Source organism: Thermus scotoductus DSM 8553 (assembly GCF_000381045.1).
In the GTDB taxonomy this organism is placed as follows: Bacteria; Deinococcota; Deinococci; order Deinococcales; family Thermaceae; genus Thermus; species Thermus scotoductus.
Map to the genome: position 1 here is coordinate 1 of NZ_KB905734.1, position 20,699 is coordinate 20,699.

The window sequence follows — 20,699 nt, forward strand, 5'->3', positions numbered from 1 at the left end:
TGGACCTGGCGTTCCAGGTCGTCCCTGGCCTCGTGCACCGAGACCCGGGTGTAGATGGCCGCAGCATCCTGGGGGAGCCTAACCTCTTCCTCTTCCTCAAGAACCAGGATGGTGCCCGTGGGTAGCTGGATGGCCCTGGCAGGCAGAATCCCTTGCTTGAACCACTTCCAGGCGGTGCGGTAGGGAATCCCGTGCTTTCTGGCCCAATGGGACAGCTTCACCCCTATCTCTCCGCCTTTACCTTAACACAGAAGAGGATAGACGTCAATAACAGACCACAACTTCGGCAACCGGTATCAGGACCTTTACAATAGGGCCATGGTCCTGAAGGAGAGACAGGAAGGCGTCCTTATCCTCAGCCTAAACCGGCCGGAAAAGCTGAACGCCATAACCGGTGCCCTGCTGGACGAACTCTACCAGGTCCTAAAGGAGGCCCAGGAAGACCCCGGGGTCCGGGCCCTCCTCCTCACGGGAGCCGGGCGGGCCTTCTGTGCGGGGCAGGACCTCTTGGAGTTCGGGGAGGGCAAGCCCGACTACGAGGCCCACCTCCGCCGCTACAACCGGGTGGTGGAGGCTCTGGCGGGGCTGGAGAAGCCCCTGGTGGTGGCGGTGAACGGGGTGGCGGCGGGAGCGGGGATGAGCCTGGCCCTTTGGGGCGACCTGCGCCTGGCGGCCCTGGAGGCCAGCTTCACCCCCGCCTTCGTGCGCATCGGCCTGGTGCCGGACTCGGGGATGAGCTTTATCCTGCCCCGGCTGGTGGGGTTCGCCAAGGCCCAGGAGCTCCTCCTCCTCTCCCCCAGGCTTTCCGCCGAGGAGGCCCAGGCCCTGGGCCTGGTGCACCGGGTGGTGCCGGGGGAAAGGCTTTTGGAGGAGGCCCTGGCCCTGGCAAAGGAGCTGGCCCAGGGGCCCACCCGGACCTACGCCCTCACCAAGAAGCTCCTTTTGGAAACCTACCGGCTTTCCCTGACGGAGGCCCTGGCCCTCGAGGCCATCCTCCAGGGGGAGGCCGGGCGCACCCAGGACCACGAGGAGGGGGTAAGGGCCTTTAGGGAAAAACGCCCGCCCAGGTTCGTGGGCCGATGATCCGCTACCTCCGGGGCACGGTCCTGAAGAGGGAGGAAGGGGGGTTTCTCCTTCTGGTGAACGGGGTGGGCTTCCTGGTGCAAGCCCCCCAGACCTTTCTGCAAAGCCTCAAAGAGGGCCAGGAGGTGGCGGTCCACACCCACCTCCAGCTCCGGGAGGAGGGCCTGTTTCTCTATGGCTTTCCCGACGAGGAAAGCCTCCTCCTCTTTGAGCTCCTCCTTTCCGTGAGCGGGGTGGGGCCCAAGGTGGCCCTCTCCCTTCTCTCCGCCCTCACCCCCAGGCTTCTGGCCCAGGCCCTGGCCCAGGGGGACCTGCGCCTCCTCACCGCGGCAAGCGGGGTGGGAAGAAGGCTCGCCGAGCGGATCGCTTTGGAGCTCAAAGGGAAGGTACCCCTAAGCCTCCTCAGCGGGCAAAAGGTGGAAAGCCAAAAGGCGGAGGAGGCCATCCTGGCCCTCACCGCCTTGGGCTTCAAGGAGGGCCAGGCCCGGGGGGTGGTCCTGGACCTCCTGGCCAAGCGCCCCTCGGCCAACGCCCAGGAGCTCATCAAGGAGGCCCTGAAGCGGTTACGCTAGGCTAGAGTTCGTCCAACGCCTCCCTGGGGGTGCGGCGGGCGGCCAGGTAACCCCCCTCCCTCAGAACCAGGGGGAAGAGGACCTCCCAGGGCCCCTCGAGGGCCAAAAGCCCCTCCCCCTGGAAGACCCTCGCCCCCTCGGGCGGGCCTCCCTCCAGGCCGAAGGGGAACAGGGCCAAAAACCCCTCCCCTGGCTCCCCCTCCCCCCGGTCCAGGTAAAGGGCCACGGGCTCCAGAAACCCCATGAGGCGGGTGCGGTGCATCTCCCGCCTCAGGGCCTGGAGGGCCCTGGGGTGCGAGGCCCCCTGCCAGAGGAGGAAGTCGGCCTCGGGGGAAAGCCCCACCAGGCTGTAGACCCGGAGGAAACCCTCCTTTTCCTGCCAGCGGGCCAGGAACTGGGCGAACTCCTCTTTAAGGTGCTCCTGGTGCTCGGCCTCGAGGCGGCGGAACTCCGGCAAAAGCCTATAGAGGCTGAACCCCCAAAGGCGCGGCATGCCTCACCCCACCTCCAGGAAACGGGCCAGGGCCTCTTGGCTGAGGCGCTTGCCCACGTAGAAGGGCCCGAACTCGCCAAAGCGGGCGGATACCTCGTCAAAGCGCATCTCGTACACGATCTTCTTGAACTGGATGGGGTCCTCGCTGAAGAGGTCCACCCCCCACTCCCAGTCGTCCAGGCCCTGGGCCCCGCTGATCACCTGCAAGACCCTGCCCTGGTACTTCCTTCCCGTTTCCCCGTGGGCCTTCATGAGCTCGGCCCGCTCCTTGGCGGGGAGGAGGTACCAGTTGTCCTGCCCCTGGCGCCTTTTGTTCATGGGGTAAAAGCAGACATACCCCTCCCTGGGCACCCTGGGGGTCAGGCGGGGCTTGACGTAGGGGGCCTCGGGATCCAAGGGCCCGGTCTGGCTTCCCAGCTCCACCACCGAGTAAAACCCGTAGGCGGGGCTTAGGTAGCGGGCGAAAAGGCTTTTGTTGAGCCTGGCCTCCGCCTCCAAAAGGGCATCCAGGTTCTCCCTCAGGTTCAGGAAGAGGAGGTCGGCCTTAGAGGTGATCACCTGGTACACGCCAAAAGACCCCTTCCCTTCCGCCTCCACCTTCTCCCACTCCTTAAGGATCTCTAAAAGATCCGCCCAAGCCGCCTCCCGCTCTTCCCGGGAGGCGGAAAACCAGGCCGCATAGTCCAGGTGGCGGAAGTCGTGGAGGATGTGCCAACCCTCGAGGGTAAAGGTGGGCTCCGGAACATGACCTTCCATGCCCCCAATATACCCGGGGATATACTCCCAGCATGGTGGCCCTTCACGTAGCCCTCGCCCTCCTTCTGGCCTGGCTTTTAGGCCGCTACGGGGCCAGGGCCTTAAACGCCTTGGGGCGCCTCACCCCCGCGGAGCGGGACGACCGCTTCTTCCAGCTTTTGGGATTCCTGTGGTGGGGGGTGGTGGTCCTTTTGGCCCTAAGCTACCTGGCCCACGCCCTCGCCTGGCCCCTGGAGCCCCTGGCCACCTGGGGGAAGGCCCTCGCCCAGTGGCTGGGAAGCCGGGGCCTGGCCATTTTGGCGGTGCTGGGCCTCACCCTGGTGGCCTACCGCCTGGTGCCCCTCCTCCTCGCCCGGCTTCCCGAGCCCGAAGAGGAGCTCACCCGGGAGACGGTGCGGCGCAAAACCCTAAGGGCGGTGGCGGAGTCGGTGCTAAGGGTAACCATCGTGGTGATCGGCGGCCTCTTTGTGCTCTCCAACCTGGGCTTCAACGTCACCGCCCTCCTGGCGGGGGCCGGGGTGGTGGGCCTGGCCATCAGCTTCGCCGCCCAGAACCTGATCCGGGACTTCATCAACGGGTTTTTCATCCTCCTGGAGGACCAGTACGGGATGGAGGATATCGTGCTCATCAACGGGGTGGGGGGGAAGGTGGAGCGCTTCAACCTGCGCCTCACCGTCCTCCGGGACCTGGAAGGCCGGGTCCACTTCATCCCCAACTCCGAGGTGCGCCAGGTGACGGTCCTCACCCAGGAGTGGAGCCGGGCGGTGGTGGACGTGGGCGTGGCCTACAAGGAGGACCTGGACCGGGTTTTGGCGGTGTTCCAAGACGAGGTGGCCCGCTTCCACCAGGACCCCGAATGGCAAAATAGGTTCACGGAAGCCCCTGAGGTCCTGGGGGTGCAGGATCTTAGGGAGAGCGGTGTGGTGATCCGGGTCCTCTTCAGCACCAAGCCCGCGGAACAGTGGGCCGTGGCCCGGGAGTTCCGCCGCCGCATCAAAAACCGCCTGGACCAGGAGGGTATAGAGATCCCCTTCCCCCACCAGAAGCTCTACTTCGGCGAACCCCTTAGGCTGGAAAAAGGAGCGTAAGGATGCCGGACGTCTACAAAACCATCCTGGAGGCCATCCACCCCCACCTGGGCGCCAGGGCCGTGGCGGTATTGGAGGAGGGGCTAAAGCGCCTGGACAAACGGCCTTCCGAGCTCACCCCGGAAGACGGGGCCCACCTGCTGAAGGGCTTGGTCTACCGCGAGCTCCAGGCCCGCATGCGCCCGGAGGAGGCCAGGCGGCTGGTGGAGGGGGTCCTGGCCCAAATGGAAGGGCAGGGGGCCAGGCTGGCCAAGCTGGAACAGGGCTTGAAGCGCTTCGGGCTCTATGTGGACTGGCCGGAGGTGGCCCGCCTCCGGGCCCTGGTCAACCGCCTGCGCCAGGCCCCGGACCCCGGGCTTTTGGCGGAGGGGGAGGAGCTTGTAGAGGCCCTGGAGGATAAGCTGGAGGAGGCCCTCCTGCGCCAGGCCAAGGACCTGGCCCACCTGGAGGAGGCCCTGGAAAGGGTGCGCCACCTGGGCGGGCCCAAGGTGCGCAGGCTGGAAAGCCTGGTGGAAACCATCCGCCAGGCCCAGGGCGAGGGGGTTCTGGCCCAGGCGGAGGTGGAGCAGGCCCGGAGCCTGGCCCTGGAGCTCAGGAAGTTCCTGGAGTCCAGCGCCGTGCGCTCCCCCACGCTGCCGGAGATCGTCTTTGAGACCCAGGAAACCCCTCCCCCTTCCCACCTCACCGACGAAGTCTTCCTCACCGTGGAGGAGGCCTCCGAGCTGGAGGGGGAGCTCCTCGTGGACCTCGAGGCCCTTTCCCAGGAAGCCAGCCAGCGGATCCTGGCCCTGGAGGTGGAGGAGGAAAAGCGCAAGCTGGAAGCCCTCCTCTCCCGCTACGCCCCCCTGGTGGAAAGGGCCACGGTAAGCCCCCTTCTCGCCGAGGTCCAGGCTCTTCTGGAGGCGGGCACCCCTGTGGGGGAAAAGCTCCAAACCCTGGAAGAAGCCTTCCAGGAGGCCGAGAAAAACCTTAGGGCAGAAAAGCGGGCCCGCCTGATCCAGCTTTCGGAGGCCCTAAGGCAGCTTCCCCTTCCCGAAGAGGCCAAGGACCCTGTGCAAAAGGCCCTAGAGCTGGCGGAGGAAACCCTGGAAGAGGGAGGCTACCCCGACCTCCTTCCCCTGGAGGAGGAGCTAAGGCGCCTGGAGGAGGAGGCCCGGCGCAAGGCCGAGGAGGGAAAACGCCTCCTTGCGGAGAAAGAGGCCTTGGTGGAGGAGCTAAAGGAGAAGGGCGAAGCCTTCCGCCCGCTCCTTTTGGAACTAACGGCCTTGCTCCCCGAGGCTCTTTCCCAAAAACTTCCCGAGATCCGCACCCGGTATGCGGCCCTCCTCAAAGCCCAAGGGGAGGAAGCCGCCCTTAGGGCCAAGCTGGAGGAGGCACAAAAGGCCCTGGAGGCCCTCAAAGCCCAAGCCCTGGCCCTGGGACTCGGGGAGAGGATAGCCCAGGCGGAAGCCCTCTTGGCCCAAGGGAGCCTTCCCGACCTGGAAGAGCTCAGGTCTAAGTTGGAGGAGGCCAAGGCCCAGGCCCGAGGGGAGGCCCTTTTGGAGCTCTCCCGCCTCCAGGCCCTGGCGGAGCGCTTCCGGGGCTTCGGAGGGGAAGGGGTCTTGCGGGCCATCGCCGAGGAGAAGGGCAAGCCCCTCCCCGACCCCACCCCCATCGCCCGGGCTTTGGAGGCCTTAAAGCGGCGGATGGAGGTCAAGCGGGAGGAACTCACCACCCGGCTCACCGCCTTCTTCCAGGCCCATGCCCGCCTGGAGGGCTTCCAAAGCGAAACGGGCCGCCGCCTAAAATCCCTCCTTCCCGTGCTAAGAAGCGCCCAGGAGAGACTGCCCCGCCTGGGCCCCCAAGGCCTTCTCCAGGTGGAGAAAACCCTCACCCAGGCGGAAGGCCTACTAAGGGAGCTGGAAAAGGAGGCGGAGGCGGCCAAGGCTGTTCTTAGGGAAATCCAGGGAGCCGACCTCGAGGCCCTCCTTGGGGTCTTCGACCAGGGGGGGGCCCCTGCCCGGGCGGCTCCGCCCGGATCAGAGGCGGCTTCCTTGGGGGAACAGCCGGCGGACCTCTCCCCCCTGCGCCTGCCCGGGGTGGAGGTCCTGGGGTACCTGGAGGCGGCCTTGCCCCTGCCCAGGGAACCCCTGAAAACCCTGGTCCAGGCCCTGGAGCAACTGGACAGGAGCCTGGGCCAGGCCCGCGGGCCCGTGGCGGTTCTCTTTGGCGAAAAGGCCCTGGTGCTTGCCCCCTTTAGGGGTCGCACCCTGGTGGCCCTTATGGACCGGACCAGCCTTTCCGCCTTCCTCCTGGAGCTGGCCTCCTGAAGGTGCTACACTGAAAAATAGTGATAACTGCCTCGGCCCTTTGGGATAAACTTGAATCCCTTCTTGATTACCTCCCACCCCAAGACCGCGAGAAGGTAAGGGAGGCCTACCGGTTTGCGGAGGAGGCCCACCGGGGCCAGCTGAGAAAAAGCGGGGAGCCCTACATCACCCACCCGGTGGCGGTGGCCGAGATCCTGGCCTCCTTGCGCATGGATGCGGACACGGTGGCCGCAGGCCTCCTCCACGATACCCTGGAGGACTGCGGGGTGGCCCCCGAGGAGCTGGAAAGGCGCTTTGGCCTGGCGGTGCGCAAGCTGGTGGAGGGGGAGACCAAGGTCAGCAAGCTCTACAAGCTGGCCAACCTCGAGGGGGAGGAAAAGAGGGCCGAGGACCTCCGCCAGATGTTCATCGCCATGGCGGAGGACGTGCGCATCATCATCGTGAAGCTGGCGGATAGGCTCCACAACCTGCGCACCCTGGAGCACATGCCCCCCGAGAAGCAAAGGCGCATCGCCCAGGAAACCCTGGAGATCTACGCCCCCCTGGCCCACCGCTTGGGAATGGGGCAGCTCAAGTGGGAGTTGGAAGACCTCTCCTTCCGTTACCTCCACCCCGAGGCCTACCACGCCCTCCTTTCCCGCATCCAGGAAACCCAGGAGGCCCGGGAGCGCTTGGTGCGGCGGGCCATGGAGGTGCTGGAAGGCGCCTTAGCAAGGGACGAACTCCTCCAGGCCCAGATCCAGGGCTTTGAGATCACGGGCCGCCCCAAGCACCTCTATTCCATCTGGAAGAAGATGGAGCGGGATAAAAAAGCCCTGGAACAGATCTACGACCTCCTGGCGGTGCGGATCATCCTGGATCCCAAGCCCACCCCCACGGAGGAGGGAAGGGTTCTAAGGGAAAAGCAGGTCTGCTACCACGTCCTGGGCCTGGTCCACGCCCTTTGGCAGCCCATCCCGGGAAGGGTCAAGGACTACATCGCCGTGCCCAAGCCCAACGGCTACCAGTCCCTCCACACCACGGTTATCGCCCTGGAAGGACTTCCCCTGGAGGTCCAGATCCGCACCCGGGAGATGCACCGCATCGCCGAGTACGGGATCGCCGCCCACTGGCTTTACAAGGAGGGCCTCACCGATCCTGAGGAGATGCGGCGGCGGGTCTCCTGGCTGAAGAACATCCAGGAGTGGCAGCAGGAGTTCAGCAGCTCCCGGGAGTTCGTGGAGGCGGTAACCCGGGACCTCCTGGGGGGCAGGGTCTTCGTCTTCACCCCCAAGGGGCGGATCATCAACCTGCCTCGGGGGGCCACCCCCGTGGACTTCGCCTACCACATCCACACCGAGGTGGGGCACCACATGGTGGGGGCCAAGGTGAACGGGCGCATCGTCCCCCTTTCCTACGAGCTGCAAAACGGGGAGATCGTGGAGATCCTCACCAGCAAAAGCGCCCATCCCTCCAAGGACTGGCTGGAGTTCGCCAAAACCCGTAGCGCCAAGGGCAAGATCCGCCAGTACTTCCGCACCCAGGAGCGCCAGGAAACCCTGGAAAGGGGCCAGGGCCTCCTGGAGCGCTACCTGAAGCGCCGAGGCCTGCCCAAGCCCAGCGACAGCCAGCTGGAGGAGGCGGCCAAGAGGCTGGGCATAGCCCCTTCCCCCGAGGAGCTCTACCTGGCCTTGGCCCTCAACCGCATCACCCCCAAACAGGTGGCGGAGAAGCTTTACCCCAAGGCCCTCCTCAAACCGGAAAAGCCCAAGCCTACCCCCAAGAACGAGTGGGGGATCCGCCTGGAGCAGGATCTGCAGGCCCCCATCCGCCTGGCCTCCTGCTGCGAGCCCATGAAGGGGGACGCCATCCTGGGCTTCGTCACCCGGGGCCGGGGAGTGACCATCCACCGGGCGGACTGCCCCAACCTGCGCCGCATCCTGCAAGGGCCGGAAGCGGACCGGGTGATGGGGGCCTACTGGGAGGGGGTGGGGGGCAAGGTGGCCACCCTCGAGGTCCTGGCCCAGGACCGCGCCGGCCTCCTGAGGGACGTGATGCAGGTGGTGGCCGAGGCGGGGAAAAGCGCCTTGGGCTCGGAAACCCGGATTCTGGGGCCCATAGCCCGCATCCGCCTCCGCCTCACCGTGCAGGACGGGGAGCGGGAATCCCTGGTCCAGGCCATAAAGAGCGTGAAAAGCGTGCAGGAGGTGCGCTGGGTCTAGGCGGGCCCGGCTAGAGGAGCCTGACCCACACCTCCCGCATCCTCGGCCCGTCAAACTCCGCCAGAAAAACCTGCTGCCAGCGGCCAAGCCGAAGCCTCCCCCCCTCGGCGGGAAGGAGGAGGTGGACCCCGGTGAGGAGGGTTTTCAGGTGGGCGTGGGAGTTTCCCTCCGCATGCCGGTCCTTGGGATGCAGCTTGGGGGCCAGCTCCTCCAGGCGGGCGAGAAGGTCGTGGGCCACATCGGGATCCGCCCCCTCCTGCACGGTAAGGCCACAGGTGGTGTGGGGAACGAAGAGGTACACCAAGCCGGTGTGCCCGGCCAAGACCTCCTCCACCTGGCGGGTGATGTTCACCAAACCTTCCTTGGGGGTGGAAATGCGGATGGCCTTCATCCTTTAAGCATATCGGGCCAAGAAAATAGATCCCTTAAGCAAGGGCTTAAGCGTGGCCCTGCCAGGATGGGGTGGTATCAGGCCATGCGGGTGGCCCGCAGGGTAAAGCTCCGTTCCAGGGTGAAGGAGCGGTCCAAATCGCCGAACTCCCCCTGGGCCCAGGCCCAGAGCCCAGGCATGATGCGCTCGTGCACCTCCTCGGGAACCAGCTGGGTGAAGGAGTAAAGCCTTTCCTCCAGGGCCTCGAGGGCCTGGCGCAGGGTGCGCTCCTCCCGCCACTGGACCACCTGCTTGGTCTTCGGCCTGAGGCCAAGCCGTTTTAGGGCTTCCTCCACCTCCTCGAGGCGCTTTCTGTGCAAGCCCCGCACCACCCCCACGTCCTCCGCCTCCACCAGGGAGCGCCACCTTTCCTGGATCAGGCGCTCCTCCTCCGCCTCCATCTCATCCCAGCCTTCCAGAAGCACCCCTCCCGGCTTCAGCACCCTCAAGGCCTCCGCCAGGGCCTTGGGCCAGTCGGGGAGGAGGTGCCAGAGGTGGACCACGATCACCCCGTGCACGCTCTCATCGGGCAGGGGAATGGCCCGGGCATCGGCCTCTATAAGGCGCACCTTGCGCATAACCCCCGCCGCCTTCTGGCGGAAGACCTCCAGCATGCCGGGATCCTTGTCCAGGGCCAGGTAGCGGTATCCCCGGGCGATGAGGGGCAGGGCGATGCGCCCGGTACCCACCCCAAGCTCCAGGAGCACCGCCTCCTCCCCCCGCACCCCCAGGGCATTCCCTATGGCGGTGGCGATGCGGCCCGCCACCTCCGGCGGGTAGGCCCGGAGGCGGTCGTAGGCGTAAGCCATGCGCACGGAGGCCTTGGGCATCCTTCTCCTCATTTTACGGGGTATACTTCCCGGCGTGAAAGGACTCATTCTGGCTGCCGGACGGGGCACCCGGCTCCGCCCCCTCACCCACACCCGGCCCAAACCCGTGATCCGGGTGGCGGGAAGGCCCATCCTCCACTACGGCCTGGAAAACCTCCTGCAAGCGGGGATAGAGGAGATCGGGGTGGTGGTTTCTCCGGAAACGGAAAAGGACATCCGGGAGGCCCTTTCGGGCTACCACGTGCGCTACATCCTGCAAGAGGAGCCCCAGGGCCTGGCCCATGCGGTGGCGGTGGCCAGGGACTTCCTGGGCCAAAGCCCCTTCGTCCTCTACCTGGGGGATAACCTCTTCCAGAAGGGAATCGCCCGCTTTTTCCAGGCCTTTACCCCGGGGGTGAGTGCGGTGATCGCCCTGGTGCGGGTGGAAAACCCCAGCTCATTTGGGGTGGCAGTGCTGGAAGGGGAAAGGATCGTGCGCCTTCTGGAAAAACCCAAGGAGCCGCCCTCAAACCTGGCGGTGGCCGGGGTTTATGTCTTCACCCCGGAGGTGCTGGAGGTCATCGAGGGGCTCAAGCCCTCCGCCCGGGGGGAGTACGAGATCACCGACGCCATCCAGGGCCTCATCGACCGGGGGAAGAGGGTGGTGGGGGTGGAGGTGGAGGGGTGGTGGAAGGACACCGGCCGCCCCCAGGACCTCCTGGACGCCAACCGCCTCATCCTGGAAGAACTGGAACCCCGGGTGGAGGGGGAGGTGGTGGAAAGCCAGCTCACCGGGCGGGTGGTGGTGGAGAAGGGGGCTAGGGTACGGAAAAGCACCGTGATCGGCCCCGCCTTCATCGGGGAGGGAGCGGTGGTGGAAGGAGCCTACATCGGGCCCTTCACCTCCTTAGGGCCCGGGGCCAAGGTGGTGCGCTCGGAGGTGGAGTACTCCATCCTCGAGGACCACGCCATCCTGGAAGACGTGGCCCTACGCCTGCAGGAAAGCATCCTGGGGGTGGGGGCCCAGGTGAAAAACCGCGATGGCCTCCCCCGGGCCCACCGCCTGATCCTGGGGGACCTATCCCAGGTGGAGCTGGCCTGATGCCTGGCCTTCTGGACCTCCTCACCGAGGACCACCAAAGCGGCGAGGCCCTGGCCCGGCACCTGGGGATAAGCCGCCAGGCGGTTTCCAAGGAGGCGAAGAGGCTTCTCGCCGAGGGCTTCCCCGTGGAGATGAGCCGGAAGGGCTACCGCATCCGGCCCGGCACTCCCCTTCCCCACCTCTTCCACCCCCCAGGGCGCCTCGGCCAGCCCTACCGCTACCTGGGGCGGGTGGGAAGCACCCAGGACGTCCTAAGGGCCTGGGCGGAGGAAGGGGCCGAGGAGGGAGCCCTGGTCCTGGCCGAGGTGCAGGAAAGGGGCCGGGGCAGGCGGGGAAGGCCCTGGGAAAGCCGCCCGGGGGAAAGCCTCACCTTCTCCCTCCTCCTCCGCCCTACCCTTCCCCTCTCCTCCATGGGCCTCCTTCCCCTTCTCGCCGGCCTGGCCCTTTGGCGGGCGGTGGGGGTGGGGGGGATCAAGTGGCCCAACGACCTCCTGGCCCCCGATGACCGGAAGCTGGCCGGGGTCCTTTTGGAGGCCAAGGCCGAGGGGGAGGAGGTGGCCTACGTCCTCCTGGGAGTGGGGGTGAACGTGGACTGGGCCCCCGAGGGCGCCGCCGCCTTGAGGGAGTTCTCTCCCCTTTCCCGGCGGGAGGTGCTTTCGGGCTTCCTCCTCCACCTGGAAAGCCTCCTCCCCCTTCTGGAAAGCCCGGAAACCCTCCTCTCCCTCTACCGGGAGGCCTCCTACACCCTGGGCCGAAGGGTGCGGGTCCAAACCCCTAAGGGGGTGGTGGAGGGGGTGGCGGAGGCCATCCTCCCCGACGGCAGCCTCCAGGTGGAGGGGGTCAGGATCGGCGCGGGCGAGGTGGCCCTCGTGTCCCCCCTCCGGACCGGGAAGTCCGACCCTTGAGCATTCCAGGCTTAGATTTCCCAAAGCGTTTGTGCTAGGATAAGGCTAGGTATGTTTGCCCGCATCTTCACCAAGGAAGAGGCCGATGCCCTCTTGCCCGAGATCCAGCGGGTCCTCTCCCAGATGCGGCAGGCCCGGAAGGAGCTCTCCGAGGTGCAGGCCCGGCTTCCCGAGGCTCGCGGGCTGGAACGAAGGGCCCTGGAGGAGGAGGCCCGCTTCCTCCTGGGCTCCTTGGAAGCCGACGCCCGCTACCTCGCCTCCCTGGGGGTCTTCCTCAAGGACCTGGACCAGGGCCTGGTGGACTTCCCCGCCCGGCTGGGGGGGGAGGTGGTCTTCCTCTGCTGGCGCGAGGGGGAGCCCGAGGTGGCCCACTACCACCCCCTGGCCGGGGGCTTCGCCCAGCGCCGCCCCTTAGGGGAACCTAACCCTCCCCTTCCCCCGGAGGAGCGCCCCGGCGAAAGGCGGCCAGGCGCCTGAGGTCCTCCTGGACCAGGTCGTCCCGGCCCGCCAGGGACTCCAGGTGGTGCCGAAGCTCGTGAAGGAGGGTTTCCCAGACCTCTTCCTCCCAGTCAAACCCCGGCCCCGCCACCTTTTGGAAGGAACCGTAGTAGAGGGCGATGTGCCGCCCGAGCCCCTCAAATCCCCGGAAGGTGGAAGGAGGGCCGGGGTCCAGATATTCCCCAAGCCGCCACACCCCCTTTAGCCCAGGCTCCGGCTTGGCCTGGGGAAGGACGTGCACCCCCTGAAGCTCCCGCTTGAAGGCCTCGGGGATCTCCGCCCAAAGCCTTTCCACCAGCGCCACAAAGGCCTCGTAGGTCATGGCCGATGGTAGGGATGCCCGGCCCTCAGGGTAAGGATCCGGTAGAGCTGCTCCATGAGGACCAAAAGGGCCAGCTCATGCTGCAGGGTAAGGGGGGAAAGGGAAAGGAGGAGGTCGGCTCCCTCACGTATCCCCTCAGAGTACCCCTCGGCGCCCCCCACCAAAAAGGCCACCCGTTCCCCCTCCCAGTGCCTCAACTTTTCCAGAAGCCCCTCTGTGGTGAAGAGCTTTCCCCTTTCGTCCAGGACCACCTTGCGGTGGCCCTCCGCCTTGGGCAGGAGGTCCTGGGCTTCCTTGACGAAGTGGACCTCGAGGGAAGCATATTTCCGGATGCGCATCGCATACTCTTCCACTCCCAGCCGGGCGTAATCCAGCCTGGGTTTGCCCACCGCCACCACCCTTAGGCGCACGCCTCCATCCTAAGGCCAGGGTATACTCAGGGCGAAGGGTAAGTGGGACCTAACCCACCCCGATAAAAGAGCCCCAGGCCCTTACCCAGGGCAGGCTCTATGGGCGCCAAAAGCGCCGGAAAAGGAGGGTTTATGGTAAAGGACACCCACCGGTTTCAGCCCTTCACCCCCGAGCCCATAAGGCTTATCGGGGAGAAGGGAGAGTGGCTGGGGGATTTCCCCTTGGATCTGGACGAGGATAAGCTACGCCGCCTGTACCGGGACATGCTGGCGGCCCGAATGCTGGATGAGCGCTACACCATCCTCATCCGCACCGGCAAGACCAGCTTCATCGCCCCTGCCGCCGGGCACGAGGCCGCCCAGGTGGGCATCGCCCACGCCATTAAGAGGGGCTTTGACTGGGTCTTCCCCTACTACCGCGACCACGGCCTGGCCCTGGCCCTCGGGATCCCTCTCAAGGAGCTCTTCGGCCAGATGCTGGCCACCCAGGCCGACCCCAACAAAGGCCGCCAGATGCCCGAACACCCGGGGTCCAAGGCCCTCAACTACTTCACCGTGGCGAGCCCCATCGCCTCCCACGTACCCCCCGCCGCCGGGGCCGCCATCAGTATGAAGCTTCTGCGCACGGGCCAGGTGGCGGTCTGCACCTTCGGGGACGGGGCCACCAGCGAAGGGGACTGGTACGCCGGGATCAACTTCGCCGCCGTGCAGGGCGCCCCTGCCGTCTTCATCGCCGAGAACAACTTCTACGCCATCAGCGTGGACTATAGCCGCCAGACCCATAGCCCCACCATCGCCGACAAGGCTCACGCCTTCGGCATCCCCGGCTATCTGGTGGATGGCATGGACGTCCTGGCCTCCTACTACGTGGTGAAGGAGGCGGTGGAGCGAGCCCGCATGGGAGAGGGCCCGAGCCTGGTGGAGCTCAGGGTTTACCGCTATGGCCCCCACTCCTCCGCGGACGACGACAGCCGCTACCGGCCCCGGGAAGAGGTGGAGGCCTGGCGGAAACGGGACCCCATCCTCCGCTTCCAGCGCTTCCTGGAGGGAAGGGGCCTCTGGAACCTGGAATGGGAGGAGGACCTGAGGGCGGAGATCCGCGCCGAGCTGGAGCGGGGCCTGAAGGAAGCCGAGGAGGCCGGCGCTGTACCCCCCGAGTGGATGTTCGACGACGTCCTTGCGGAAAAGCCCTGGCACCTAAAGCGCCAGGAGGCCCTTCTCAAGGAAGAGCTTTAAGGAGGTCCCCATGGCCCCCATGACCATGGTGCAAGCCCTGAACCGGGCCCTGGACGAGGAGATGGCCCTGGACCCCCGGGTAGTGGTCCTAGGAGAGGATGTGGGTAAGAGGGGCGGGGTCTTCCTGGTCACGGAAGGCCTTTTGCAGAAGTATGGCCCCGACCGGGTTATGGACACCCCCCTTTCCGAGGCCGCCATCGTGGGAGCTGCCCTGGGCATGGCCGCCCACGGCTTAAGGCCCGTGGCCGAGATCCAGTTCGCCGACTACATCTTCCCCGGCTTCGACCAGCTGGTGAGCCAGGTGGCCAAGCTCCGCTACCGCTCGGGAGGGCAGTTCACCGCCCCTCTGGTGGTGCGGATGCCCTCCGGGGGCGGGGTCAAGGGGGGGCACCACCATTCCCAAAGCCCCGAGGCCCATTTCGTCCACACCGCCGGGCTCAAGGTGGTGGCGGTTTCCACCCCCTACGACGCCAAGGGCCTTTTAAAGGCAGCCATCCGCGACGAGGACCCCGTGGTCTTCCTGGAGCCCAAAAGGCTTTACCGCTCGGTGAAGGAGGAAGTGCCGGAGGAGGACTACGTCCTGCCCCTGGGCAAGGCCGCCATCAGGCGGGAAGGGAAGGACCTCACCCTCATCGGCTACGGCACCGTCATGCCCGAGGTGCTCCAGGCGGCGGAGGAGCTGGAGAAGGCGGGGGTTTCCGCCGAGGTTCTGGACCTCCGCACCCTCATGCCCTGGGATTACGAGGCGGTGATGAACTCCGTGGCCAAAACAGGAAGGGCCGTGCTGGTATCCGACGCCCCCCGGCACGCCAGCTTCTTAAGCGAGGTGGCGGCCACCATCGCCGAGGACATCCTGGACATGCTCCTCGCCCCTCCCATCCGGGTGACGGGGTTTGACACCCCGTACCCCTACGCCCAGGACAAGCTGTACCTGCCCACCGTCACCCGCATCCTGGGCGCCGCCAAGCGGGCGTTAGACTACTGACTGAAGGGAGGCTTTATGCGGCTAAAGGTGGTCCTGGAAAAGAGCGAGGAGGGAGGGTACACCGTCTACGTGCCTGCCCTTCCTGGTTGTATTAGCGAGGGGGACACCTTGGAAGAAGCTTTGGCCAACATCCGTGAGGCCATCGCCCTCTACCTGGAACCGCTAGAGGAAAAGTTGCCGGAGAACGCTGAGCTGGCCGAGGTAGAGGTTAGAAGGTCCCCTCCTTGTCCTACAAGCGGGTGATCAAGGCTTTAGAAAAGGCAGGCTTTCAGGTGGTGCGCCAACGGGGAAGCCATATCCGGATGGAGAGGCAGCTGGGAGAAAAGCGGATCATCGTCATCGTGCCTGCGCATATCCCCATAAAGCGCTCCACCCTAGCCCACATTCTCAAAGATGCGCAGATCTCCCTCGAGGAATTTTTAGATTTGATCTAGGAGGCCTATGCCCAAGGAAATCCTCATGCCCGAACTGGCGGAAAGCGTGGTGGAAGGCGAGATCCTCAAGTGGCTGGTGGAGGAAGGGGACTACCTCAAGAAGGACCAGCCCTTCGTGGAGGTGATGACCGACAAGGTCACGGTGGAGCTACCCTCCCCCTACGAGGGGGTGCTTTTGAAAAAGCTGGCCAAGGAAGGGGAGGTGGTCAAGGTCCACGCCCCCATCGCCCTCCTGGCGGAGCCCGGGGAGACCGTGGCTGGGGTAAAGGAGGTAAAGGAGGAGGCTCCGCCCGTGCAAGCGGTGGAGGAGCGCTCCATCGTGGAGCCCGGGCTTCCCCCAAAGGAGGAAAAGGAGGATCTCTCCCTTTTCAAACCGGACACCACCCAGGTGGCGGTGAAGAACCCCTTCTTAAGAGGCCAAGCGGAGCAGGCTCCCAGGGAAGGCCAGGCTCCAGGCCGCATCCTGGCGGTGCCCGCCGCCCGGAAGCTGGCCCGGGAACTGGGGATTCCCCTCGAGGCCATCCCCGGCTCCGGCCCCATGGGCCGCATCCGGGTGGAGGACGTGCGGGCCTATGCCGAACAGCTTAAGGCCCAGGCCGCACCCCCGCCCCCAAGCCCCAAGGAGGCCCCAGCACCCCTTCCCACGGGCTTCCCGCCCCCACCCCGCCACACCCCCCCCAAGGGCTACGAGCACCTGGAGGAGCGCATCCCTCTAAGGGGCATCCGCCGCACCATCGCCCAGGGGCTTTGGCAAAGCCACCTCTACACCGTGCGCACCCTGAACGTGGACGAGGCGGACCTCACGGAACTGGTGGCCCTGAGGGAGCGCCTGAAGCCCGAGGCCGAACGCCAGGGGGTGAAGCTCACCTACCTCCCCTTCATCTTCAAGGCGGTGGTGCGGGCTTTGAAGAAGTACCCCATGCTGAACACCACCCTGGACGAAGAAAGGCAGGAGATCGTCTACAAGCGCTACTACCACCTGGGCCTGGCGGTGGCCACGGAAAGGGGGCTCATCGTGCCCGTGGTGCGGGACGTGGACCGGAAAAACATCCTGGAGCTGGCCCAGGAGATCGCTGAGCTCTCCGCCAAGGCCCGGGAAGGAAGGCTCTCCCCCGAGGAGGTCACGGGTTCCACCTTCACCATCACCAACATTGGCTCCGTGGGGGCTTTGATGAGCTTCCCCATCATCAACGTACCCGAGGCCGCCATCCTGGGGGTGCACTCCATAAGGAAGCGGCCCTGGGTGATGCCGGATGGCTCCATCCAGGCGAGGGATATCATGTACCTCTCCCTCTCCTTTGACCACCGCCTGGTGGACGGGGCCGAGGCCGCCCAGTTCACCCGGGAGGTGATCCGGCTCCTGGAAAACCCCGACCTGCTCCTTCTGGAGATGTAGGATGGACCCCATGAAGACCTACGACCTCATCGTGATCGGCACCGGGCCCGGCGGCTACCCCGCCGCCATCCGGGGGGCGCAACTGGGGCTTAGGGTTCTGGCGGTGGAGGCCGCCGAGGTGGGGGGCGTGTGCCTGAACGTGGGGTGCATCCCCACCAAGGCGCTTTTGCACGCCGCGGAAACCGTACACCACCTCAAGGGGGCCGAGGGCTTTGGCCTGAAGGCCAAGCCCGAACTGGATTTCAACAAGCTCGGCGCCTGGCGGGATGGCGTGGTGAAGAAGCTCACCGGGGGCGTGGCCGGGCTTTTAAAGGGCAACAAGGTGGAGCTTTTGCGGGGCTTCGCCCGCTTTAAGGGCCCCAGGGAAATAGAGGTCAATGGGGAAACCTACGGGGCCCAAAGCTTCATCATCGCCACGGGAAGCGAGCCCATGCCCTTAAAGGGCTTCCCCTTCGGGGAGGACGTGTGGGACTCCACCCGGGCCCTAAGGGTGGAGGAGGGTATCCCCAAGCGCCTTTTGGTGATCGGGGGCGGGGCGGTGGGGCTCGAGCTTGGCCAGATCTACCACCGCCTGGGCTCGGAGGTGACCCTGATCGAATACATGCCGGAGATCCTCCCCGCAGGCGACAGGGAAACCGCCGCCCTCCTGCGCAAGGCCCTGGAGAAGGAAGGCCTTAAGGTACGCACGGGCACCAAGGCGGTGGGTTACGAGAAGAAGCAGGATGGCCTCCACGTGCTCCTCGAGGCCGCCCAGGGAGGCAGCCAGGAGGAGATCGTGGTGGACAAAATCCTGGTGGCGGTGGGCCGCAGGCCCCGCACGGAAGGGCTCGGCTTGGAAAAGGCCGGGGTCAAGGTGGACGAACGGGGCTTCATCCAGGTGAACGCCCGCATGGAAACCTCGGCCCCCGGGGTCTACGCCATCGGGGATGTGGCCAGGCCCCCCCTCCTTGCCCACAAGGCCATGAAGGAGGGCCTGGTGGCCGCCGAAAACGCCGCCGGCAAAAACGCCCTCTTCGACTTCCAGGTGCCCAGCGTGGTCTACACCGGCCCCGAATGGGCCGGGGTGGGGCTCACGGAGGAGGAGGCAGAGAAGGCGGGGTATAAGGTCAAGGTGGGGAAGTTTCCCTTTTCCGCCAGCGGCCGGGCCCTTACCCTGGGTGGGGCGGAGGGCCTGGTGAAGGTGGTGGGGGATGCGGAGACGGACCTCCTCCTCGGGGTCTTCATGGTGGGGCCCCAGGCGGGAGAGCTCATCGCCGAGGCCACCTTGGCCCTGGAGATGGGGGCCACGGTTTCCGACCTGGGCCTCACCATCCACCCCCACCCCACCCTTTCCGAGGGCCTCATGGAGGCGGCGGAGGCCCTCCACAAACAGGCCATCCACATCCTGAACCGTTGACCCAACAGGTTTCTTGGGAGTTCCCGGTGGGGCTTCTGCCCCACCGGACCCTTAAAAGCCCAGGGCCCCGAGAAGCCCGTAAAGCCCTGCCCCCAGGAAGACGGCCACGCCCAGGTTCCCGGTGAGCCTAAGCCCCAGATAGGTGCCAAGAAGGGCCAAGGCCGCCCGGACCCACTCGGAAGAGGGAGGCGGGCTGAAGGCGGAGACCAGGAAGAGGGCCACCACCAAGGCGGGCCCTGCCTGGCCCGTCTTCAGGCTTTTTTCCCCCCGCCAGGGCAGAAAGCGGAGGAGAAAGGTGCCCAAAGCCAGAAGGAGAAGGGCCAGGGTCATGCCTTCCTCCCTTTCCAGGGCTCCTTCCAAAGGAGCCCCACCACCCCTGCCAGGAATAGACCCCAGGCCGTCTGGCCCAGGAGGTGAAACCCCAGGGCCACTCCGCCCGCCAGGAGGGCCACCGGGTTCCTGAGGTGGGGCAGGGCCAAGAGGAGAAAGAGGGCCGGAAGGGCAAAGGAAAGGGCCTCCCCCAACCTGGGCCAGGCCAGAAGCCCCTTGGCCCCCAAGGCCCCCAAGGCGGTACCCAGGTTCCAGGAGAGGTACGCTCCCAAACCCAGGCCCAGGAAGTAGCCCCGCCTCTTTTCCGAGGAAAGGCCGGGAAGCGTCCTTAAGGCCAGGGCGAAGACCTCGTCGGTGAGGAAAAAGGCCTCCAGGGGGCCTCCTTTCAGGTAGGGCCTCAGGGCCGGGCCGTAGAAGGCGTGGCGCAGGTTAAGGAGAAGGCCCAAGGAGGCCGCCAAAAGGGGCGGCACCCCCTGGGCCAGAAGCCCCACCAGGGCGAACTGGCTGGCCCCGGCAAAGACCAAGAGGGAGGTGAGCTGGATCCAAAGGTAGCCAAGCCCCGCCTGGGCCCCCAAGGCGCCAAAGGCCACAGCCACGGGGAAGTAGCCCAGGGCGATGGGCCAGGCAGCCCGCAGGCCTTCTCCCATCCCTAGCGGATCTCCGTCCCGCCCCAGCGCTCCAAAAGCTTCAAGGCCTCCACGTGGTCGGCCTCCGAGGCCAGCTCCCTTTTGGCCATCTCGTACACCTCCCGGGTGAGGCGAAGCAGGGGGCTTGGGGCTTTTCCCCCATCCAAAACTCCCATGGCAATCCCCAGGTCCTTCACCAGGAGGCCCAGGGCGAAGGTCTTGGGGAAGGCCCGGGTGAGGACCCTTTGGGGAATGAGGTTCTCCGTGGCGTTAGAGCGGCCGCTGGAGGCGTTGATGACCTCGAGGGCCTTCTCGGCGGACACCCCCTGCCGTACCAGGGCGATAAGCCCTTCCCCCGCCGCCCAGAGGTTCACCGCCAAAAGGGCGTTGTTGATGGCCTTCACCGCATGCCCTGCCCCCACGGGCCCCACGTGGACCACCTTGGCGGCGTAGGCCAGGTAGGGCTTCACGTATTCCACGGCCTCAGGGGGCCCCCCCAGCATCACCGTGAGGGTGCCTTTTTCCGCCCCTAAGGTCCCGCCGGAAACCGGGGCGTCCAGGTAAACCACCCCCTTCTGCAAAAGGCGCTCCGCCAGTTTGCGGCTTCCCTCGGGTTCCCCGCTGGTGGCGTCCACCCAGTAGGTGCCGGGCCTCAGGTGGGGCCAAAGGGCCTCCGCCACCTCCACCACCTCCTTGGTGGTGGGCAGGCAGGTGAAGATCACCTGGGCCTCGGCCACCCCCTCCAGGGGCACGGCCTTGGAACCGAACTCCTCCTGGTGCTTTAAGGCCTTGGCGAAGGTGCGGTTCCAGACCAAAGTGGGAAACCTCTTGGCCAGATGGGCCGCCATGGGATAGCCCATGGCCCCAAGGCCGAGGAAGGCCACCTTCAGAGAACCTAGCGGCTGACCCATGTCCCCTTTTTACCAAAGCCTCAGGAGCTTGGCGAGGCCCCGAAGGAGGAGGAGGAAAAGGAGGCTGAAGCCCATGGCCACGCCCAGGAAGACGAAAAACCCCACCCCAAAATCCCCGCCCAGGACCATCTGCCTAAGCCAAAGCCCGGCAGGGAAGGCCAGGGCCCAGGTGAGGAGGAGGTTTTTCCAGGTGGGCTGGCGGTACGTCCTAAGGAAAGGGGAAAGGAGGAGCCAGACGAAAAGCACCGGGAGCACGTTCCGGGCCAGGCCCCCTAAGGTTATGGGAAGGCCGTGGGAAAGAAGCCCCGCTCCGGCAAACAACAGGAGGGCCAAAAGGTCCAGAAGAAAAAGGGGCATGCCAGCGGTGCGGCCTCCGGTCATGGCCTTAGCCTACCAGGTGGAAGGCC

At 66.0% G+C, this 20,699-nt stretch carries 24 protein-coding genes and 1 pseudogene; 14 read left to right on the forward strand and 11 right to left on the reverse strand.

Annotated elements, in window-relative coordinates:
- Positions 1-221, reverse strand: a pseudogene (locus F604_RS0103285) (IS607 family transposase); the annotation flags it as partial.
- A gap of 97 nt (positions 222-318) precedes the next feature.
- On the opposite strand from F604_RS0103285, the gene F604_RS0103290 reads away from it, so the two are divergent.
- Complete coding sequence (locus F604_RS0103290) at positions 319-1,083, forward strand: enoyl-CoA hydratase-related protein (RefSeq protein WP_019550415.1); 765 nt, start codon at positions 319-321, stop codon at positions 1,081-1,083.
- Positions 1,080-1,655 carry a Holliday junction branch migration protein RuvA gene (gene ruvA, locus F604_RS0103295; RefSeq protein WP_019550416.1) on the forward strand — a complete coding sequence of 192 codons (576 nt, stop codon included), beginning with the start codon at positions 1,080-1,082 and terminating at the stop codon, positions 1,653-1,655. The genes F604_RS0103290 and ruvA overlap by 4 nt, the downstream gene beginning before the upstream one ends.
- Position 1,656: 1 nt before the next feature.
- On the opposite strand, the gene F604_RS0103300 is transcribed toward ruvA, so the two are convergent.
- Together F604_RS0103300 and hemQ are read right to left on the reverse strand one after the other, a co-directional pair.
- Positions 1,657-2,148 (reverse strand): chlorite dismutase family protein, encoded by a 492-nt coding sequence (locus F604_RS0103300; RefSeq protein ID WP_019550417.1) that lies wholly within the window; start codon positions 2,146-2,148, stop codon positions 1,657-1,659.
- A gap of 3 nt (positions 2,149-2,151) precedes the next feature.
- Positions 2,152-2,904, reverse strand: coding sequence for a hydrogen peroxide-dependent heme synthase (hemQ, locus tag F604_RS0103305; RefSeq protein ID WP_019550418.1), 753 nt, complete (start codon positions 2,902-2,904; stop codon positions 2,152-2,154).
- 32 nt (positions 2,905-2,936) lie between these two features.
- On the opposite strand from hemQ, the gene F604_RS0103310 reads away from it, so the two are divergent.
- The 3 genes from F604_RS0103310 to F604_RS0103320 are packed head-to-tail and all read left to right on the forward strand — an operon-like array spanning position 2,937 to position 8,502.
- Complete coding sequence (locus F604_RS0103310) at positions 2,937-3,992, forward strand: mechanosensitive ion channel family protein (protein ID WP_019550419.1); 1,056 nt, start codon at positions 2,937-2,939, stop codon at positions 3,990-3,992.
- A gap of 2 nt (positions 3,993-3,994) precedes the next feature.
- Entirely contained in the window at positions 3,995-6,301 is a 2,307-nt protein-coding gene (locus F604_RS0103315) for a hypothetical protein (protein WP_019550420.1), read from the forward strand.
- A 20-nt stretch (positions 6,302-6,321) separates the two neighbouring features.
- A complete protein-coding gene (locus F604_RS0103320; RefSeq protein ID WP_026328940.1) occupies positions 6,322-8,502 on the forward strand; it encodes a RelA/SpoT family protein in 2,181 nt (726 codons plus the stop codon).
- Between the two features lie 10 nt (positions 8,503-8,512).
- On the opposite strand, the gene F604_RS0103325 is transcribed toward F604_RS0103320, so the two are convergent.
- Both F604_RS0103325 and F604_RS0103330 read right to left on the reverse strand, forming a co-directional pair.
- Complete coding sequence (locus F604_RS0103325) at positions 8,513-8,893, reverse strand: secondary thiamine-phosphate synthase enzyme YjbQ (protein WP_019550422.1); 381 nt, start codon at positions 8,891-8,893, stop codon at positions 8,513-8,515.
- Positions 8,894-8,970: 77 nt separating this feature from the next.
- Positions 8,971-9,762, reverse strand: coding sequence for a class I SAM-dependent methyltransferase (locus F604_RS0103330; RefSeq protein ID WP_026328941.1), 792 nt, complete (start codon positions 9,760-9,762; stop codon positions 8,971-8,973).
- Between the two features lie 34 nt (positions 9,763-9,796).
- On the opposite strand from F604_RS0103330, the gene F604_RS0103335 reads away from it, so the two are divergent.
- Genes F604_RS0103335 through F604_RS0103345 form a run of 3 tightly spaced genes read left to right on the forward strand, consistent with a single transcriptional unit; the run spans position 9,797 to position 12,225 of the window.
- Positions 9,797-10,843: a glucose-1-phosphate thymidylyltransferase gene (locus F604_RS0103335; RefSeq protein WP_019550424.1), complete on the forward strand. Its 1,047-nt coding sequence runs from the start codon at positions 9,797-9,799 to the stop codon at positions 10,841-10,843.
- Positions 10,843-11,748 carry a biotin--[acetyl-CoA-carboxylase] ligase gene (locus F604_RS0103340; RefSeq protein WP_019550425.1) on the forward strand — a complete coding sequence of 302 codons (906 nt, stop codon included), beginning with the start codon at positions 10,843-10,845 and terminating at the stop codon, positions 11,746-11,748. Before F604_RS0103335 ends, F604_RS0103340 begins: the two co-directional genes overlap by 1 nt.
- Before the next feature lie 51 nt (positions 11,749-11,799).
- The gene (locus F604_RS0103345) at positions 11,800-12,225 is read left to right on the forward strand and encodes a DUF2203 domain-containing protein (protein ID WP_019550426.1); all 426 of its coding nucleotides are present in this window, start codon (positions 11,800-11,802) and stop codon (positions 12,223-12,225) included.
- Here the strand turns inward: F604_RS0103345 and F604_RS0103350 are convergent.
- Both F604_RS0103350 and F604_RS0103355 read right to left on the reverse strand, forming a co-directional pair.
- Entirely contained in the window at positions 12,170-12,568 is a 399-nt protein-coding gene (locus tag F604_RS0103350; protein WP_019550427.1) for a metallopeptidase family protein, read from the reverse strand. The two genes, F604_RS0103345 and F604_RS0103350, sit on opposite strands and share 56 nt — an antisense overlap.
- Positions 12,565-12,978, reverse strand: coding sequence for a 23S rRNA (pseudouridine(1915)-N(3))-methyltransferase RlmH (locus tag F604_RS0103355; protein WP_019550428.1), 414 nt, complete (start codon positions 12,976-12,978; stop codon positions 12,565-12,567). The genes F604_RS0103350 and F604_RS0103355 overlap by 4 nt, the downstream gene beginning before the upstream one ends.
- 132 nt (positions 12,979-13,110) lie before the next feature.
- Here F604_RS0103355 and F604_RS0103360 point away from each other — a divergent pair, with 132 nt between their 5' ends.
- Genes F604_RS0103360 through lpdA form a run of 6 tightly spaced genes read left to right on the forward strand, consistent with a single transcriptional unit; the run spans position 13,111 to position 18,425 of the window.
- Entirely contained in the window at positions 13,111-14,214 is a 1,104-nt protein-coding gene (locus tag F604_RS0103360; protein ID WP_019550429.1) for a thiamine pyrophosphate-dependent dehydrogenase E1 component subunit alpha, read from the forward strand.
- Between the two features lie 10 nt (positions 14,215-14,224).
- Positions 14,225-15,199: an alpha-ketoacid dehydrogenase subunit beta gene (locus tag F604_RS0103365; RefSeq protein ID WP_019550430.1), complete on the forward strand. Its 975-nt coding sequence runs from the start codon at positions 14,225-14,227 to the stop codon at positions 15,197-15,199.
- 15 nt (positions 15,200-15,214) lie between these two features.
- Positions 15,215-15,442 carry a type II toxin-antitoxin system HicB family antitoxin gene (locus F604_RS0103370; RefSeq protein ID WP_019550431.1) on the forward strand — a complete coding sequence of 76 codons (228 nt, stop codon included), beginning with the start codon at positions 15,215-15,217 and terminating at the stop codon, positions 15,440-15,442.
- Positions 15,424-15,633, forward strand: a complete 210-nt coding sequence (locus F604_RS0103375) for a type II toxin-antitoxin system HicA family toxin (RefSeq protein ID WP_019550432.1) — start codon at positions 15,424-15,426, stop codon at positions 15,631-15,633. Before F604_RS0103370 ends, F604_RS0103375 begins: the two co-directional genes overlap by 19 nt.
- A gap of 7 nt (positions 15,634-15,640) precedes the next feature.
- Entirely contained in the window at positions 15,641-17,029 is a 1,389-nt protein-coding gene (locus tag F604_RS0103380; RefSeq protein WP_019550433.1) for a dihydrolipoamide acetyltransferase family protein, read from the forward strand.
- A 10-nt stretch (positions 17,030-17,039) separates the two neighbouring features.
- Positions 17,040-18,425: a dihydrolipoyl dehydrogenase gene (lpdA, locus tag F604_RS0103385; RefSeq protein ID WP_019550434.1), complete on the forward strand. Its 1,386-nt coding sequence runs from the start codon at positions 17,040-17,042 to the stop codon at positions 18,423-18,425.
- 51 nt (positions 18,426-18,476) lie between these two features.
- Here lpdA and F604_RS0103390 read toward each other — a convergent pair whose 3' ends face one another.
- From F604_RS0103390 to F604_RS0103405, 4 genes are read right to left on the reverse strand one after another with little or no spacing between them, the layout of a single operon-like run.
- A complete protein-coding gene (locus tag F604_RS0103390) occupies positions 18,477-18,755 on the reverse strand; it encodes a hypothetical protein (protein ID WP_015716159.1) in 279 nt (92 codons plus the stop codon).
- Positions 18,752-19,402 carry an AzlC family ABC transporter permease gene (locus F604_RS0103395; RefSeq protein ID WP_019550436.1) on the reverse strand — a complete coding sequence of 217 codons (651 nt, stop codon included), beginning with the start codon at positions 19,400-19,402 and terminating at the stop codon, positions 18,752-18,754. Before F604_RS0103395 ends, F604_RS0103390 begins: the two co-directional genes overlap by 4 nt.
- A gap of 2 nt (positions 19,403-19,404) precedes the next feature.
- Positions 19,405-20,292 carry an NAD(P)-dependent oxidoreductase gene (locus F604_RS0103400; RefSeq protein ID WP_019550437.1) on the reverse strand — a complete coding sequence of 296 codons (888 nt, stop codon included), beginning with the start codon at positions 20,290-20,292 and terminating at the stop codon, positions 19,405-19,407.
- Positions 20,293-20,301: 9 nt separating this feature from the next.
- A complete protein-coding gene (locus F604_RS0103405) occupies positions 20,302-20,673 on the reverse strand; it encodes a DUF3054 domain-containing protein (RefSeq protein WP_019550438.1) in 372 nt (123 codons plus the stop codon).
- Positions 20,674-20,699 lie beyond the last annotated feature (26 nt).